The organism is Streptomyces sp. NPDC059477 (genome assembly GCF_042749375.1).
Taxonomy (GTDB): Bacteria; Actinomycetota; Actinomycetes; order Streptomycetales; family Streptomycetaceae; genus Streptomyces.
In genome coordinates this window covers 46823-63244 of sequence record NZ_JBHYUG010000024.1, presented here as the reverse complement: position 1 = coordinate 63244, position 16422 = coordinate 46823, and the positions used below count along the sequence as shown (strand labels likewise).

The window sequence follows — 16422 nt, the reverse complement described above, 5'->3', positions numbered from 1 at the left end:
GCGCCGCGAGCTGGGGCCCCCGCCCCGGCGCCGCGCCCCCCCCGCGGGCGGGGGCCCGCCCGCGGCCGCCCCCCCCCCGACCAGCGCCGTTCGCGGGGGGCCGAACCCGATGGGGCAACACTCACTCCCGCGACACGAAGGGGGAGCAGGGGGAAATGTGCGCAAGATGATGCGCCGACACCTGGGCAAGGTGATGGCCGGCGCGGGCATAGCCGTCGCCGGGACCGCCGCGATGGTCGCCGTCACGCTGCCGGGCACGGCCGGCGCCGACGACACACCGTCCGGCACCCAGGGAACACAGCCCGCCGGACAGGCGGCAGGACAGCCGGCCGGAGAGTCCGGACAGCCCGCCGACGGGGGCGCGGCGGGCGAGGAGAGCGGCGCGGTGGCACCGGGCACCGTCGAGGCGGCGCCCGTCCAGGGCGAGCGCGGCAAGGGCCGCGACCCGCTCACCGACGACGAACTGAGCCGCGTCGAACAGATCGCGCTCGACCGGCAACTGCTGCGCTCCAGCGAGAGCGTGGACGGGGAACGCGGCCCCGAACGGCTCGGCACCGACCTCGCCGAACCCGACACGGCCGACCTGGACAAGCCGAACGCGCCCCGCCGCGCGGACGTCTCGTTCTACGACTACCGGGACGACACCCTCGTCACCAGGACCGTCAATCTCGACACGGGCAAGGTCGAGCGGACCGGCACCCAGCGCGGGGTGCAGCCCCCGCTGACCCACGCGGAGACGACGAGGGCGACCGAACTGCTGCTCGCCGACCCGCTCGGCGCGGGCCTTGGGGCGGACTACCAGGACGCCACCAGCAAGGCGCTGACCTCCACCGACCAGCTGCGCGTGACCGCCATGGTGTACCGGGCCGCGCCCGGCGCCCAGTCCGCGGCGCTCGACACCTGCGGCGAGCAGCGCTGCGCCCGGCTGTTCCCGAAGGTGATCAACGGGCCCTGGATCGACGCCCGCTCCTTCGTGATCAACCTCAGCACCGGCAAGGTCGGCACGCTGAAGCCCTGACGGGGCGTCCGCCTCCTTCCCCCCTCCTTGTTCGTCTTCCTCACTCCTTACGCAAGGGAGTAGTTCCTTCATGCGTGTCAACAGAATCAGCCGTGCCCGCACGGCCGCGGCGGGCCTCGCCCTGGCCACCCTCACCGGCGGGCTCACGGCCGGTGCCGGACCCGCCGCCGCCCAGCCCCGCGCCGCCGCCCCGGCCCCCGCGTGCAGCGCCGCCTACCGCATCGAGCAGAAACTCACGGGCGGCACCACCTGGCGGATGTGCTGGCGCTACGAGAGCAAGGCGGGCCTGGTGCTGGAGGACGTCTCCTACCAGCCCCCCGGCGAGACCAAGCCGATCAAGGTCCTCAACAGCGCCAAGCTCGGCCAGATCCATGTGCCCTACGACGACGGCAAGAACGAGTACGACGACCTCACCAGCTACTTCTTCGGCTCCGGCCTGCTGCCGCTGGCCCCCGCCGAGTGCCCCGGCGGAAAGATCCGCACGGTCCGCGTGCCCGAGGCGTGGGACCCGCAGAACGCGGACGTCAAGGGCCTGTGCACCACCACACGCGCGCGCGGACACGCGTACCGCATGCAGGGCGACACGGCGGGCAAGGTCTACCAGAAGCAGGGCACCGATCTGCTCGTGTACACGGTCAACCAGGTCGGCTGGTACGAGTACATCACCGAGTGGCGCTTCGCGGACGATGGCACCATCAACATGAACGTCGGCGCCACCGGCTCCCTCGCGCCCGAGGACTACGACGCCGGTGACGGCCGCGGCTGGCCCATCGGCAAGGGCGCCAAGTCGTACGCCACCAGCCACAGCCACAATGTCTTCTGGCGGCTCAACTTCGGCCTGGACGGCTCCTCCAAGGCCCGCGTCGAGCAGTACGACTCCAAGGTGAGCCCGGCCACGGCCGGCCGCGGCCCGACCAACAGGACCACCCTCACCAAGATCACCAAGGAGCTGGCCGGCGACAGCAGGAACATGCGCTGGTGGCGCGTGGTCAGCAACACCGGCAAGAACAAGGACGGCCACCCCCGCTCCTACGAGATCGTCCAGGGCCCCACCAGCACGTACCCGGGCCGGTCCTTCTCCCAGCACGACGTGTACTTCACCCAGTACAACAAGTGCGAGCAGTTCGCCAGCAACAACCCGCTCAACTGCGGTACCGGCGCGGGCAAGAGTGTCGACAAATGGGTCAACGGCCAGACCCTGACCAACCCCGTGACCTGGGTCAACGTCGGCTTCCATCACATAGCGCGCGACGAGGACCAGCAGCCCATGCCGGTGCACTGGCAGGGCTTCTCCCTGGTCCCGAGGGACGTGACCGCTATGAATCCGCTCACGCCCAAGGAGCTGGCCGGTCAGAACGGTCAGGTCCGGGGCGGCCGTTGAGAAACGACCCTGTCCATCCGGCTGCACCGCCCGCCGCTCCCGGAGTACCCTTCCTTGATCGTTGACACAGGGACAGCTCGGGGGAGCGGAAGGCGGTGCGCGGGTGGGCTCGGGTGGGCTGGAGTTGCCCCCTGGTGACGACCGTCACGAGGGCAACACGGCGGATGTCCAGCCCGGCACGGTGTCCCTGGCCCGGCCGATGGGGACCGGGTCCATAGGCTCCGAGCTGGACTGGGGCGCCGAGGCCTGGCTGGAGGTGCGTACCCGCGCCCAGCGCGCCGGCCGGGCCTACATCTGGCTGAACCTCGTCGAACAGCGGCTGCGCGCGGTGGTCTCCGCCCTGATCCGCCCGATCTATGAACCCGTCCACGGCGACGACTGGGTGGTCGCCGCCGCCGGGCCCGTGGGCCAGGAATGGGTGCAGCGCGCGGTCGCCGTCCGTGAGGTCAGCCGCCGCAAGGGCTATCTGCTCGACCCGGACGACGACAACGTCCTCAGCTTCCTCACCCTCCCGCAGCTGCGCGAGCTGATGGTGCAGCACTGGCCGTGCTTCGAGCCCTACCTCGACGACCGCCGGGACGTCGAGCTGGCGCTCGACGAGCTGGAGGTCACCCGCAATGTCGTCTCCCGCAACCGCGCGCTGTCCCAGGCCGTGCTCAACCAGGCCGAGCGGGCCTCCGCACGGCTGCTGGAGATGCTCGGCGCGGGCGGTGACGTGCCGTCCGCGCGACGGCTGCCGACGGACGCCGTGGAGGACCTGGTCGGCGACCGCTACGCGGACGTGGTGGCCGTCCACTCCGACCGGGTGCGGCTGCTGCGCCGGTTCCCGGCCGAGGACATCTTCGGCGGCGCCCGCCGCCTCGACGCCCTCGGTATCGGCCTGAACCTGCTGGTGCAGAACTTCTCCGGCCGCCGCCTGGTCCGCCTCGCCGAGGCCGGCTGCCGGGCCCGCCTGCTCTTCCTCAATCCCGCCTCCAGCGCGGTCAAGCGCCGCGAGCGCGAACTGGGCCTCAAGCGGGGTGAGCTGAGCCGCGCGGTGGAGATGAACATCCTGCACATGCGCCGGGTCCGCGCCCGGCTGCGCGACCCCGGCGCCTTCGAGATCCAGGTGTACGACGAGACCCCGCGCTTCACCGCGTACCTCGTCGACGGCGACGGCAGCGACGGCATCGCCGTCGTCCAGTCCTATCTGCGCGCCACCCGGGGCATGGAGGCACCGGTCCTGGTCCTGCGCAACAGCGGACGCGTCCTCAAGCCCGACGAGCCCGGCGACGCGGATGACGGCGGTCTCTTCCCGACCTACCGCGAGGAGTTCGAACTGGCCTGGGCGGATTCACGACCGGTGTCGTGAACTGTCGGGAAGCGTCCGGTATGCGAGGCCCGGTCGGGGCGGCCAAGCGGAACCTGCCCCTCTGATTGTCAGTGGCCCGTGCGAAGGTGGAGATCACTGGGGGAGAGCACCACCAAGAAGAGGGGACCTGTCATGGCCTGGCACCGGGAGCTGCTGATCGGCTTCGACCTGGAGACGACGGGGACGGACCCGTGCGAGGCGCGGATCGTCACGGGCGCCGTGATCGAGGTCCGCGCCGGGCAGGTTCTGGGACGCCGGGAGTGGCTCGCCGACCCGGGCGTCCCCATCCCGCCGGACGCGGTGGCGGTGCACGGCATCACCGGCGAGCGCGCGGCGGCGGAGGGCCGCCCGGCCGACCAGGTGACCGACGCCATCGCCGCCGCGCTGACGACGTACTGGAAGACGGGCGTCCCGGTCGTCGCCTACAACGCGACGTTCGATCTGACCCTGCTCAGCGCGGAGCTGCGCCGCCATGGCCTGCCGTCGCTGCGCGAGCGCCTCGGCGGCGAGCCCGCACCGGTCATCGACCCGTACACCATCGACCGCTGGGCCGACCGCTACCGGCGCGGCAAGCGCAACCTTGAGGCGGTCTGCGCGGAGTACGGCGTCCGGCTGGACGCCGCCCACAACGCCACGGCGGACGCGGTCGCCGCGGCGCGGCTCGCCTGCGCGATAGCCGCCCGGCATCCCAAGGTCGCGTCCCTCGGCCCGGCCGAACTGCACCACCGCCAGGTGGAGTGGTACGCCGAATGGGCCGTGGACTTCCAGCACTTCCTGCGGGGGAAGGGGGAGACGGCGGCGGTGGTGGACACGACATGGCCGATACGGGAGCTGACGGAGACGGTCTGAGGGGGGCGTGCGGGTCGTCCGGGTGCGGCTGAGTGGGGGCTGGTCGCGCAGTTCCCCGCGCCCCTGAGGGGTTGGGGCTGACCGGCGTGCTCCCGCCCCGCCGCTATCCGGCCATCGCTGCGGGGAGGCACCCGGCCGGCGCCGGTGAGTGAAACGCCGTGACGCTCAGAACGGATACCAGCGCACCGACTCATCCCCGTCCCGCAGGGACCGCACGCGGCGGCGGAATTCCGTCAGGGCCGCGGGATTACCGGGCGCGTGCTGCGCCACCCACGCGCAGCTCGCTGTCTCCCGGGCGCCCCGCAGCACCCCGCACCCCTCCCACTCCCGCACATCCCACCCATAGGCGGAGACGAAGGACTCATAGCCGCCGGCAGGCAGGCCGTACCGGTCGCGCGACAGAGCCATCACCACCAGATCATGCTCACGCAGGTCCGAGGAGAAGGTCTCCAGGTCCACCAGGACCGGACCATCGGCCCCGACATGGACATTGCGCGGCAGCGCGTCCCCATGGATCGGCCCGGGCGGCAGATGGGGCGTCAGCCCGGCCGCCGCGGCGGCGAACCCGTCCCGCCGCTCCCGCAGATACGCCGCGTCCGCCGCATCGACCGCGTCCCCGGCCAGCCGCAGCCACCGTTCCACCCCACCCAGCAGTTCCCGCCGGGGAAGCGCGAAGGGAGGAGCGGGCAGTGCGTGCACCACCCGCAGCAGTTCGGCCAGATCCCGCGGCCCGGCGGCCCGTACGGCGTCCGGCAGCCGCCACCACACCGTCACCGGATGCCCCGCCACCAGCCGCGGCTCGGGCTCCGCCGCCCGCACCGCCGGCACCCCCGCCCCGGCCAGCCACCCCGCGACGGCCACCTCCCGGCGTGCCCGGTCGAGCAGCTCGGCGTCGCGCCCCACCTTGACCACCAGGTCACCGGCCGCGAACACGGCGTTCTCGCCGAGGGCGAGCAGCCGCGCGTCCCGCACCGGCCCGGGCAGCACCCGCGCCTGGCCCAGTACGTCCCGCGCCCGTGCCTCGTCCATCGTCCGCCTCCGTGATCGCTTCCCAGCCGCGCCGGGCGGGGTCGTGTTCCCGCCACGCACCGGCCAGTGTCGCATTCGCACAGGTCAACGTCGGCGCGCGGTGTCTTGACGGCCCCGGTCGCGTTCACGACCATGACGGGGGCCCGCCGGGTCCCGACCGTCACGAATCGTGCGAAGGAGCCGCTGACGTGACACTGGCGACCGAGGCCGAGCGCCCAGCAGGCCGCGCGCCCGGGCCCCCGGCGCCCCGGCGGCGGCCCACCGGCCACGGCGCCTGGTTCCTGGTGCTGCCCGCCCTGATCCCCATCCTGCTGCTGAGCGTCGGCCCGCTGCTGTACGGGATCCTGCTGGCGTTCACGGACGCGCAGTCGGGCCGGACCGAGCCCACCCGATGGATCGGCACCCTCAACTTCCAGGATCTGCTCAAGGACGGCCTGTTCTGGGAGTCGTTCCGGATCGGGCTGGTGTGGGCCGCCGGGGTGACCGTGCCGCAGTTCCTGCTGGCCCTCGGCCTCGCCCTGCTGCTCGACGAGCGGCTGCGGCTGCGCTGGCTCGCCCGGGCCCTGGCCATCGTCCCGTGGGCGATGCCCGAGGTCGTCGTCGCCATCATGTGGCGCCTGGTCTACAGCCCGGACGCCGGCATCCTCAACGAGACCCTGCGCGATCTCGGCCTGGGCGACGGCCGCGACTGGCTCGCCTCGCTGGGCACCGCCCTGCCCGCGGTCATCGTCGTAGGGATCTGGGCCGGTATGCCGCAGACCACGGTCGCCCTGCTCGCCGGGCTCCAGAACACCCCGCGCGAACTCCACGAGGCCGCCGCCCTCGACGGCGCCGGCGCCTGGCGCCGCTTCCGCACGGTCACCTGGCCCGCCCTGCGCCCCATCGCCCTCGCCATCACCGCGCTCAACCTCATCTGGAACTTCAACGCCTTCGCCCTGGTCTACGTCCTCACCAGCGGCGGCCCCGGCGGGCGCACCCGGCTGCCGATGCTCTTCGCCTACGAAGAGGCGTTCCGCTACGGCCAGTTCGGCTACGCGGCGGCCATGGGCTGTGTGATGGTCGCCCTGATCTCGATCGTGCTCGCCGTCTTCCTGGTCGGCAGGCTCAAGGGAGGCGAGGAATCATGAGGACCCGTACGGCGACCCGCGTGGGCCAGTACGCGGCCCTGCTCGGCTATCTCGTCTTCCTCGCCTTCCCGTTCCTGTGGCTGCTGTCCACCGCGTTCAAACCGCCCCGGGAACTCGGCAGTCTGCATCCCACCTGGATCCCGGACCAGCCCACGCTCGACAATTTCCGCCAGGCGTTCGAGGAGCAGCCCTTGCTGCGGGCCGGGCTCAACTCCCTGCTCGCGGCGGTCGGCGCCGCCCTGGTCGCCGTACTGGTGGCGACGCCCATGGCGTATGTCATGGCCCGGCAGCGCGGCCGGGCGGCGCGGGCGGCGAGCGGGTGGGTGGTGGTCAGCCAGGCGTTCCCGTTCGTCCTGGTGATCATCCCGCTGTTCCTGGTGCTGAAGAATCTGCGGCTGATCGACTCGGTGCCGGGGCTGGTGCTGGTGTATGTGGTGTGGGCGCTGCCGTTCGCGCTGTGGATGCTGACCGGATATGTGCGGGCGGTGCCCGTGGAGCTGGAGGAGGCGGCGGCCGTCGACGGGGCGGGGCGGCTGCGCACCCTGGTGTCGGTGACGGCGCCGCTGCTCGCGCCGGGCATCGTGGCGACGGCCCTGTTCGCGTTCATCACGGCGTGGAACGAGTTCTTCTTCGCGCTGGTGCTGCTCAAGACCCCGGAGAAACAGACGCTGCCCGTGATCCTCACCCATTTCATCGGCGCGGAGGGGGTCGCCGACCTCGGCCCGCTCGCCGCCGCGGCCGTCCTCGCCACCCTGCCCTCGCTGGTCGTCTTCGCGGTCATCCAGCGCCGGATCACGGGCGGCATGGTCGCCGGGGCGGTGAAGAGCTGATGCGCCGGATCGCCCGGGGAGCCCGGCTCGGCGCCGCCCTCGCGACCGCCCTGACCCTGCTGCTGTCAGGCTGCTCCGGCGACGAAGGGGGCACGGGCCCCGACGGGCGGATCACCCTGCGCTTCCAGTCCCTGGCCTGGCAGGACGAGTCCGTCGCGGTGAACAGGGAACTGGTCGCGGAGTGGAACGCCACGCACCCCGACGTACAGGTGGAGTACGTCCAGGGCAGCTGGGACAGCGTGCACGATCAGCTCCTCACCTCCTTCGAGGGCGGTGAGGCGCCGGACATCATCCACGACGCCTCCGACGACCTCGCGGACTTCGCGTACGGCGGCTACCTCGCCGACCTGACCGATCTGCTGCCGGACCGGCTCAGATCGGACATCCCGCCTCACACCTGGGAGACGGCCACCTTCGGGGAGGGCATCTACGGGGTGCCGTTCCTCCAGGAGCCCAGGGTGCTGATCGCCAACGCGCGATGGCTGGCGGAGTCCGGGGTACGGATCCCGACACCGGAGGCCCCTTGGACCTGGACGGAGTTCCGTACCCTCACCAAGTCCCTGTCCGGGGACGGAAAGTACGGCGTGGCCTGGCCCCTGAAGGACCCCGTCTCGGCCACCCTCAACCTCTCCCTCTCGACCGGCGGCCGGCTCTTCCACCGGGGCGCCGACGGCAAGGTCACCATCCGTTACGAGCCGGGCGACGCGGTGGTGCCGGACACCGTCCGCGCCCAGGTCGACGCCGACGGCAGCGCCTCGCCCACCACCCTCGGCAGCGGCGGTTCCGACACCCTGCCCGGCTTCTTCGGCGGCAGGTACGCGATGGTGCCGCTCGGCTTCTCCTACCGGCAGCAGATCGTGCAGCAGGCCCCGGAGGGCTTCGACTGGCAGGTGCTGCCCGCGCCCGCCGGGACGGACGGACTCACCCAGGGCGTCAGCCCGCAGACCCTGTCCATCGCCGCCGACAGCCCGCATCAGCGGGAGGCGGCGGCCTTCCTCGACTTCCTCCTCCAGCCGGACAACATGGTCCGGCTCGCCCTCGGCGACTGGATGCTCCCGACCGGCACGACCGCCCTCGCCGACCCGGCCCTGCACACCCCCGACCACGACTGGGCCACCGGCACCGCCCTCGCCCCCCATCTGCGCCCCGCCCCCGCCCAGTCCGTACGGGGCTACCCCGAATGGAAGGACAAGGTGGCCACCCCGGCCCTCCAGGAGTACTACAGCGGAGCGATCGACGCGGCCGACCTGGAACACCGCCTGGAAACCGACGGCAACCTGGTGCTGGCCCGCTACCAGCGCTGACCTGGGGCCCCAGGGGCGGGCCGGTCCGAAATTCGTTTGCGCCCCCCGCCGCCCCTGCCTAGCGTGCTCTCCGTGGCAGGATGCAACGCGATTTTCGACTCCGGTCTCGGCCGGGGCTGCACGCACTACACCCGAGTGCGTGGTTGCCCCGAAGCCCTGACCGGGCCGGGGCGCGACACCCGCTGATCCAGGGTCCTCACGACCCGCGCGGGCCACCTTCGCCACCCCTCTTTCTCTCTTTCTGTCTTCCGGTCAGGGCCTTCGGCTGCCCATTTCCCCTTTCACGGAAGACAAGGACCCGCAGGCATGGCCCGCCCGTCGCGCACTTCCCGTGCGCTCTCGCAGAATTTCCTCACCGACCGAGCCGCCGCCGAACGGCTCGCCCGACTCGCCGTACCGCACGGCGACCCCGCCCCCCTCGTCCTGGAAGTGGGCGCCGGGAAAGGCGCGTTGACCCGTCTCCTGGCCCCGCGCTGCCGGGAGCTGCGCGCCTACGAGATCGACCGGGGTCTGATCCCCGCACTGCGCACCCGCTTCGCCGGCACCCCGCGTGTCCAGGTCGTCGCCGGTGACTTCCTGGCCGTCCGCCCGCCGCGCACGCCCTTCGCGGTCGCCGGGAACGTGCCGTTCTCCCGTACGGCCGACGTCGTGGACTGGTGTCTGCGCGCCCCCGCGCTCACCGACGCGACCCTGCTCACCCAGCTCGAATACGCCCGCAAGCGCACCGGCGACTACGGCAGCTGGACCCTGCTGACCGTGCGCAGTTGGCCGCGCTACGAATGGCGGCTGCTCGCCCGCGTCGGCCGCCGCAGCTTCACGCCGGTGCCGCGCGTGGACGCCGGGATCATCCGGATCGAGCGGCGCGGCACACCGCTGGTCGACGCCGAGGCGTACGCGAGCTGGCGCGGGCTGGTGGAGCTGGGCTTCACCGGGGTCGGCGGCAGCCTGCACGCCTCCCTGCGGCGGGCGCACCCCCGGCGCCGGGTGGACGCGGCGTTCCGGGTGGCCCGTGTCGACCCGCGGGCGCTGGTGGGGGAGGTGCCACCGGCCCGCTGGCTGCGGCTGCACGAGGTGCTGCGCTGACCGCGTAGGGGGGAGGCGGGAGCGGCGCCACGACGGGGCACTCCGAGAATCACTTTGCACGAGACGTCTCGTCTCGCGTAGGGTCGTCCGCATGACGACCCCCGCACACATCGCCATGTTCTCCATCGCCGCCCACGGCCACGTGAACCCCAGCATCGAGGTCATCCGCGAGCTGGTCGCACGGGGCCACCGGGTGACGTACGCGATCCCGCCGGCCTTCGCGGAGCGGGTCGCCGGGACCGGCGCCGAGGTGAAACCGTGGAACTCCACGCTGCCGGGTCCCGACGCGGACCCCGAGGCGTGGGGTTCCACCCTGCTGGACAATGTGGAGCCGTTCCTGGACGACGCGATCCAGGCGCTGCCCCAACTGCGCGCCGCCTACGCGGGCGACGCACCGGACCTCGTGCTGTACGACATCGCCGCCTACCCGGCGCGGGTCCTCGCCCACCAGTGGGGCGTCCCCGCGATCTCGCTCTCGCCGTCCCTCGTCGCCTGGGAGGGGTACGAGACGGAGGTCGCCGAGCCGATGTGGGCGGAGCCCAAACGGACCGAACGCGGCAAGGCGTACTACGCCCGCTTCCGGTCCTGGCTGGAGGAGAACGGCGTGGCGCTGCACCCGGACGACTTCGGGGGCCGCCCGGACCGTTCGCTGGTGCTGATCCCCAAGGCCCTCCAGCCGCACGCCGACCGGGTCGACACCTCCGTGTACACCTTCGTCGGCGCCTGCCGGGGCGACCGCCGCGCGCAGGGCGACTGGCGGCGCCCGGCCGGTGCCGGGAAGGTCGTCCTGGTGTCGCTGGGCTCCGCCTTCACCAAGCAGCCCGCGTTCTACCGGGCCTGTCTGAGCGCCTTCGGCGACCGGCCAGGCTGGCATCTCGTCCTCCAGATCGGCCGCCACGTGGACCCCGCCGAACTGGGCGAGATCCCCGCCAACGCCGAGGTGCACGACTGGGTTCCCCAACTGGCGATCCTGCGCGAGGCCGACCTGTTCCTCACCCACGCGGGCGCCGGCGGCAGCCAGGAGGGACTGGCGACGGCCACCCCGATGATCGCCGTACCCCAGGCGGCCGACCAGTTCGGCAACGCGGAGACGCTCCAGGCGCTCGGCGTCGCCAGGGTCGTCCCCACGGAGGAGGCCACCGCCGACACCCTGCGCACCCTCGCCGAGGACCTGACCACCGACCCGAAGGTGCGGGACCGTCTCCGGGAGATCCAGGCCGCGATGACCGACGAGGGCGGCACCCGCCGGGCGGCCGACCTCATCGAGACCGAGTTGGCTGCCGCCGGGCTTCGGGGGGAGAAGGGGTAGGCGGTTTCCTGGCGGGGGTGGCCCTTGGGGGGTTACCTCTCGGGTGGGTTCACCCTCCCCGGTGGGTTCTCCTCCGGTGGGTTCGCCTCCCGGTGGGTTCGCCCGGTAGATCCCCCTTCGGGTGGGTTCCCGGCGGGTTCCTTCTCGTGGCTCCCTCTGGGCGGGCCCCGGGTGTGTTCCTCCGGGCTGGGCCCCCTCGGCGGTTCCCCAGGGCACAGGGCCCCCGACGGTCCGCCCAGGGGTTCTAGCGGTTCCCGCCGGGCGTCCGGCGGTCTTCTCAGGGGCCCCTGGCGGTCCCCGCAGGGCTCTGACGGGGGCCCAGGCTCCCGGTGGTCCCCCCCACAGGGCCCTGACGGGGGAACCGCTGGGAGCCTGGGCCCCGGTGGTCCCCGTCAGGGCCCCTGACGGTCCCCTCCCGGCGGGTCCCCCCCCGGCGCCGATCACCTCCCCCGGCCGATTCCCCACCCGCCCCGGTCCTCCGCCGCTACCGTGCCGGTCATGAGGACCACTACCCAACTAGTCCTGTCCGGGCTGCTGTTGAGCGCAGTCGTGGCGGGATGCGCCGGCGGGACACCGGACCCGGCCGACTTCGGATACCGGCGGGACGCCGGGGGCGCGCTCGTGATCGTCTACCCGCCGCGCTGTCCCGAGCCGGACCGCCCCGCCCCCGGGGACGTCTTCGGCGCGAGCGTCCTGGCCGAGGGGGACAACGGGGAGGAGATCCTCTGGAGCGCGCGGCAGCCCCGGTCGCAGGCGGTGCGCCAGGGGGAGTTCGTGGTCGGCGGGGACACCAGCTTCGCCGGCGAGGAACAGCCGCTGAAGGGCGAACTCCCCGAGGGCTTCCATGTGTCGGTCGTCGAAGCGGGGCCGGGCGGTACGGAGGTGACCGGCGCGGACGGCTATGTCGACCTCTCCCGGCTGGACGGGGCCACGCTCGGCCCCGACGAGTACATGACCCGCACCGGCAAGACGCTGACCCGGGCCGAGATCACCTCGCAGAAGACGTGCGGCTGACACTCCAGGCAGCCGGAAGGACCCGTCGACCCTCACGCCCGTCCGAAGGGCCCACCGGCTCCCCCGAGAACCGGCGGGCCCTTCCGCACCCGGCGCTACCCCCTACACCTTCACCGGCTCCCCCTCGTCCCGGGTCTCCCGTCGCGGCGCGGCCGGTTCCGGGGTTTCGTCGTGAGTGAGGTCGGGGAGGTGGCGGAGCCAGTTCGGGAAGTACCAGTTGCGCTCGCCGAGCAGGGCCATGACCGCCGGGAGCAGCACGCCCCGGATGATCGTCGCGTCGATCAGGACCGCCGCCGCGAGGCCCACCCCCATCTGCTTCATGGACTGCATGGACAGCGTGCCGAAGATGGCGAAGACGGCGACCATGATGACGGCGGCGCTGGTGACGACGCCCGCCGTGGTGACCACACCGTGGGTGATCGCGTCCTTCGTGGTGCGCCCCCGCAGCCGCGCCTCGCGGATCCGGGAGACCACGAACACGTGGTAGTCCATCGACAGGCCGAACAGGATCACGAACAGGAACAGCGGCAGCCAGCTGACGATCGCGCCGACGCCCTCCGCGCCCACCAGGGACGCGCCCCAGCCGTGCTGGAAGACGGCGACGAGAATCCCGTAGGCAGCGCCCACCGACAGCAGGTTCAGCACGATCGAGGTGATCGCGACGGTCAGCGAGCGGAACGACAGCAGCATCAGGACGAACGCGAACAGGATCACGAAGACGAACACCGGGACCACCGCGCCCACCAGCTGATCGCTGAAGTCCTTGGACCCCGCGACCTGACCGGTGATCGGCGCCTGGACGCCCTCGACCTCGCCGAGCGTCGCGGGCCGCACCTCGTCGCGCAGGACGTCCAGGCTCGCGCCCGCCTCGTCCAGGTCGGAGCCGCCGACCAGCGGGACATAGACGAAGGCGAGGTTCTCCTCGTCGTGCACGCTGATCTCGACCGGCCCGCGCGAGGCGCCCGAACTGATCGCCCGCTCACGGAAGTCGGCCAGCGCGGCCCGCACCTCGGGCGCGTTGATGTCGTCGGCCTTCACCACCACCTCGGCGGGGTCCGAGCCGCCCGGGAAGGCCGTGTTGACCCGGTCGTACGTCTGCACGATCGGCAGCGAGTCGCCGAACTCCTGGTCCAGGGTGAGGTCCTGGGTCTTCATGCCGACCGCGGGCGCCGCCACCGCCAGCAGCGCGCCGACCGCCACCACGACCGACACCACCGGCCGGGCCAGTACGCCCTTGAGCACCGCGCTCCAGAACCGGCTCCCGCTGTTGCCCGCCGCGCTGCGGCGGCGCAGGAACGGCACCCTGCCCTTCTCCACCCGCTCACCCAGCAGCGACAGCACCGCCGGGAGCACGGTCACCGAGCCGACCATCGCGACCGCGACCACCATCAGCGAGGCCAGGCCCATCGCCTCGAACTCGGCGATCCCGGTGAACAGCATGCCCGCCATCGCGACACACACCGTGACACCCGAGACGACGATGGCGCGTCCGCTGGTCGCGGCGGCGATCCGCAGCGCCGTCCGCGCGTCCCGGCCGGCCTGCCGCTCCTCGCGCTCCCGGCGCAGATAGAACAGGCAGTAGTCGACGCCGACGGCCAGACCGACCAGCAGCATCACGGAGTTGGCGGTGTCGCTCATCGGCATCAGATGGCTCACCAACCCCATCAGACCCATCGTGGCGACGATCGCGGTGATCGCCAGCAGTACCGGCACCAGGGCCGCCACCAGCGCGCCGAACGCGATCAGCAGAATGCCCAGGGCCACCGGCACCGCCGAGTACTCGGCCTGCTTGAAGTCGTCGCCGAACGCCTGGTCGAACGTCTTCATCATGCTGGCGCCGCCGATCTCCTCGATCCGCAGCGACTCATGCTCCTGCTGGACCTTCCCGACCGCGTCCAGCACCGGCTGCACCCGCTCACCGGCCGTGTCGGAGTCCCCGCGCATGTCGAACTGCACCAGCGCGCTGCGCCCGTCCTCCGAGATGGTCCGCGTGTCGTACGGGGAGGTGATGCCCGTGACCTCACCGGTCGCGTCGACGGCCCTGACCACCGCCTCGACGGCGGCGCGGAACTCGTCGTCCGTGGCCGTGAGCGAGCCGTCCTTCGTCTGGATCAGCACCGTCTCACCGGCCGGTTCCTCGATCCCGGCGTCCTCGATCAGCTTCGCCGCGGTCCGTGTCTCCCCCTTGAGCTGCTCGCTGTCCTTGACCTCGACCGTGCCCGCCGCGGAACCGAGCCCCATCGCCAGCGCCACGAACAGCACCCAGATCCCCACGGCGGCCCAGCGATGCCGGGCACTCCAGCCGCCGGCCCGCGCGGCGACGCCCCGCACTTTCCCTCTTCGGTTCCCCATGACGGGCCTGCCCCCTCGTACCCGGTGGCCGCCTGCCGCCGCCACCCCTCGCATCGAAGGTATGAGCGGGATAAATCCATCTCGTCGTACTGCCCGGTGAAAGAGGAGGCGCCCGGATCATCCCTCCGTACCCCTGGTCCGTCCGCTTAGGGGAGGACGGGGAAGGGCACCGGCCCCCTACACCTATCGGGGGTCCACGGAGCGCGGATCAGGGTCCGGTCCGTTCGCGGACATCCTGGTTTGTCATGAAGGGAGTCCTGTCGGACACGTCACAGGTGCGTGAAGGAGTTGATCCGGGGCCCGTCTTTCGGCCAGAGTGCGCGGAGCACCACCGGCCGTCGTGCCCGCCCCCACGGGGCACGACGGCCGCATAGGGTGGCCCGATGACACGGACGACGACCTATGCGGCGCTGCTGCGCGGGATCAACGTCGGCGGCAGCCGCAAGGTCCCGATGGCCGAACTGCGCACCCTGATGGAGGGTCTCGGTCATCTCGGGGTCCGGACCTACCTCCAGAGCGGCCAGGCCGTGTTCACCGCGTCCCACGGCGACGAGGAGTCTCTCGCCGCGGAACTCGCCCGGGCCATCGAGCGGCACTTCGGATTCCCGGTCGATCTCCTGGTCCGCGACCACGCCTATCTGAGGGCGATCGCCGACGCCTGCCCCTACCCGGCCGCCGACCTGGAGGCCAAGCAACTCCACGTCACGTACTTCTCCGGGCCGGTGGACGACTCCCGCTACACGGGCCTCGACCGCGCGGCCTTCCTCCCCGAGGAGTTCCGCCTGGGCGACCGAGCCCTCTACCTCTACGCCCCGAACGGCCTGGGCCGTTCCAAACTCGCCGACACCCTCGCCGGACCACGCCACACCAGCGGCCTGACCGCCACCACCCGCAACTGGAACACGGTCCTCAAACTGGTCGAACTGACCACCGACACCGCGAGCCGGTAGCACGCGGCACGGCCAAGGCTCCCAGGGGCGCGGGGAACTGCGCGACCAGTCCCCACCGACCCGCACCCGCCCGCCACCTCACGCCCCCACCGCCGCGACCCCCGAAGAGACCTCCACCTCCTCGAACCGCCGCAGCACCACCCGAGCCACCTCGACGGAGTCCCCCAGCACATCCGCGAGGACATCCGCCCCGCCCGCCCCCCGCGCGATCCGGTCCGGCAGAAACCCCGGCGCCAGCACATACGGCGCCACAGCCACCCGCGCACACCCGAGCGCCCGCAGCCGCGCCACCGCGTCCTCGGTCCGCGGCAGCCGCGCCGACGCGAACGCCGGCCGCACGGCGTACCACCCGCTGCGCCACCACTGCCGCGCGATCGACTCGATCACCGCGATGGCCTCCGGGTCGGTGGACCCGGCGGAGGCCAGCACCACCCCCGTCGACGCCTTGTCGCCCGGCGTCAACCCGGCCTCGTACAGCCGCCGTTCCAGCGCGGAGAGCAGCAGCGGGGACGGGCCGAGAACGCCGGCCTGCCGGATCCGCAGCCCCGGCGGAGCCTCCCGCAGTACCGCCGGGATGTCCGCCTTCGCGTGGAACGCCCGGGTCAGCAGCAGCGGCAGCGCCACCACGTCCCGAACGCCCTCCGCCGCCAGCGAGCGCAGCACCCCCCGCACGGAGGGGATGTTGAAGTCCAGGAACCCGGTCTCCACCCGCAGCCCCGGCCGCAGCGACCGTACGCGCTCCACGAGGGCGTGCACGGTCGCGGCGTGCCGCGGATCACGGCTGCCGTGGGCGATGACGAGGAGCACGGGTTCCTGGACCATGGT

The 16422-nt window shown here is 72.4% G+C and carries 13 protein-coding genes and 1 pseudogene; 11 read left to right on the top strand and 3 right to left on the bottom strand.

The genetic code is table 11. The annotated features are described in order from the left end of the window. Nucleotides 1-157: 157 nt before the first annotated feature. The 4 genes from ACFXAZ_RS15310 to ACFXAZ_RS15295 all read left to right on the top strand — a co-directional run bounded on the left by ACFXAZ_RS15310 (nucleotide 158) and on the right by ACFXAZ_RS15295 (nucleotide 4599). Nucleotides 158-1018 (top strand): Tat pathway signal sequence domain protein, encoded by an 861-nt coding sequence (locus tag ACFXAZ_RS15310; protein WP_384590062.1) that lies wholly within the window; start codon nucleotides 158-160, stop codon nucleotides 1016-1018. 70 nt (nucleotides 1019-1088) lie between these two features. Continuing rightward, on the top strand, nucleotides 1089-2399 hold the full coding sequence (locus tag ACFXAZ_RS15305) for a copper amine oxidase (RefSeq protein WP_384590059.1): 1311 nt from the start codon (nucleotides 1089-1091) through the stop codon (nucleotides 2397-2399). A 103-nt stretch (nucleotides 2400-2502) separates the two neighbouring features. Continuing rightward, the gene (locus tag ACFXAZ_RS15300; protein ID WP_384590056.1) at nucleotides 2503-3750 is read left to right on the top strand and encodes an SAV2148 family HEPN domain-containing protein; all 1248 of its coding nucleotides are present in this window, start codon (nucleotides 2503-2505) and stop codon (nucleotides 3748-3750) included. 132 nt (nucleotides 3751-3882) lie between these two features. Then, the gene (locus tag ACFXAZ_RS15295) at nucleotides 3883-4599 is read left to right on the top strand and encodes a 3'-5' exonuclease (RefSeq protein ID WP_384590053.1); all 717 of its coding nucleotides are present in this window, start codon (nucleotides 3883-3885) and stop codon (nucleotides 4597-4599) included. 165 nt (nucleotides 4600-4764) lie between these two features. Here the strand turns inward: ACFXAZ_RS15295 and ACFXAZ_RS15290 are convergent, their stop codons facing one another. Continuing rightward, nucleotides 4765-5628, bottom strand: coding sequence for an aminoglycoside phosphotransferase family protein (locus tag ACFXAZ_RS15290; RefSeq protein ID WP_384590050.1), 864 nt, complete (start codon nucleotides 5626-5628; stop codon nucleotides 4765-4767). A 188-nt stretch (nucleotides 5629-5816) separates the two neighbouring features. On the opposite strand from ACFXAZ_RS15290, the gene ACFXAZ_RS15285 reads away from it, so the two are divergent. The 6 genes and pseudogenes from ACFXAZ_RS15285 (at nucleotide 5817) to ACFXAZ_RS15260 (ending at nucleotide 12295) form a co-directional block, all read left to right on the top strand. Continuing rightward, nucleotides 5817-6755 carry a carbohydrate ABC transporter permease gene (locus tag ACFXAZ_RS15285; protein WP_384590048.1) on the top strand — a complete coding sequence of 313 codons (939 nt, stop codon included), beginning with the start codon at nucleotides 5817-5819 and terminating at the stop codon, nucleotides 6753-6755. After that, nucleotides 6752-7585: a carbohydrate ABC transporter permease gene (locus ACFXAZ_RS15280; protein ID WP_384590045.1), complete on the top strand. Its 834-nt coding sequence runs from the start codon at nucleotides 6752-6754 to the stop codon at nucleotides 7583-7585. Before ACFXAZ_RS15285 ends, ACFXAZ_RS15280 begins: the two co-directional genes overlap by 4 nt. Beyond that, the gene (locus ACFXAZ_RS15275) at nucleotides 7585-8889 is read left to right on the top strand and encodes an ABC transporter substrate-binding protein (RefSeq protein WP_384590042.1); all 1305 of its coding nucleotides are present in this window, start codon (nucleotides 7585-7587) and stop codon (nucleotides 8887-8889) included. The genes ACFXAZ_RS15280 and ACFXAZ_RS15275 overlap by 1 nt, the downstream gene beginning before the upstream one ends. A gap of 306 nt (nucleotides 8890-9195) precedes the next feature. Continuing rightward, nucleotides 9196-9972 (top strand): ErmE/ErmH/ErmO/ErmR family 23S rRNA (adenine(2058)-N(6))-methyltransferase, encoded by a 777-nt coding sequence (gene erm / locus ACFXAZ_RS15270; RefSeq protein ID WP_384590039.1) that lies wholly within the window; start codon nucleotides 9196-9198, stop codon nucleotides 9970-9972. Nucleotides 9973-10020: 48 nt separating this feature from the next. Continuing rightward, nucleotides 10021-11281, top strand: a pseudogene (mgt, locus tag ACFXAZ_RS15265) (macrolide-inactivating glycosyltransferase). Nucleotides 11282-11779: 498 nt separating this feature from the next. Then, entirely contained in the window at nucleotides 11780-12295 is a 516-nt protein-coding gene (locus ACFXAZ_RS15260) for a hypothetical protein (RefSeq protein ID WP_384590036.1), read from the top strand. A gap of 102 nt (nucleotides 12296-12397) precedes the next feature. On the opposite strand, the gene ACFXAZ_RS15255 is transcribed toward ACFXAZ_RS15260, so the two are convergent. Next, the gene (locus ACFXAZ_RS15255; RefSeq protein ID WP_384590033.1) at nucleotides 12398-14647 is read right to left on the bottom strand and encodes an MMPL family transporter; all 2250 of its coding nucleotides are present in this window, start codon (nucleotides 14645-14647) and stop codon (nucleotides 12398-12400) included. A 383-nt stretch (nucleotides 14648-15030) separates the two neighbouring features. On the opposite strand from ACFXAZ_RS15255, the gene ACFXAZ_RS15250 reads away from it, so the two are divergent. Further along, complete coding sequence (locus ACFXAZ_RS15250; protein WP_384590030.1) at nucleotides 15031-15597, top strand: DUF1697 domain-containing protein; 567 nt, start codon at nucleotides 15031-15033, stop codon at nucleotides 15595-15597. A 78-nt stretch (nucleotides 15598-15675) separates the two neighbouring features. On the opposite strand, the gene ACFXAZ_RS15245 is transcribed toward ACFXAZ_RS15250, so the two are convergent. Then, entirely contained in the window at nucleotides 15676-16419 is a 744-nt protein-coding gene (locus ACFXAZ_RS15245) for a sirohydrochlorin chelatase (protein ID WP_384590027.1), read from the bottom strand. Nucleotides 16420-16422: the final 3 nt, after the last annotated feature.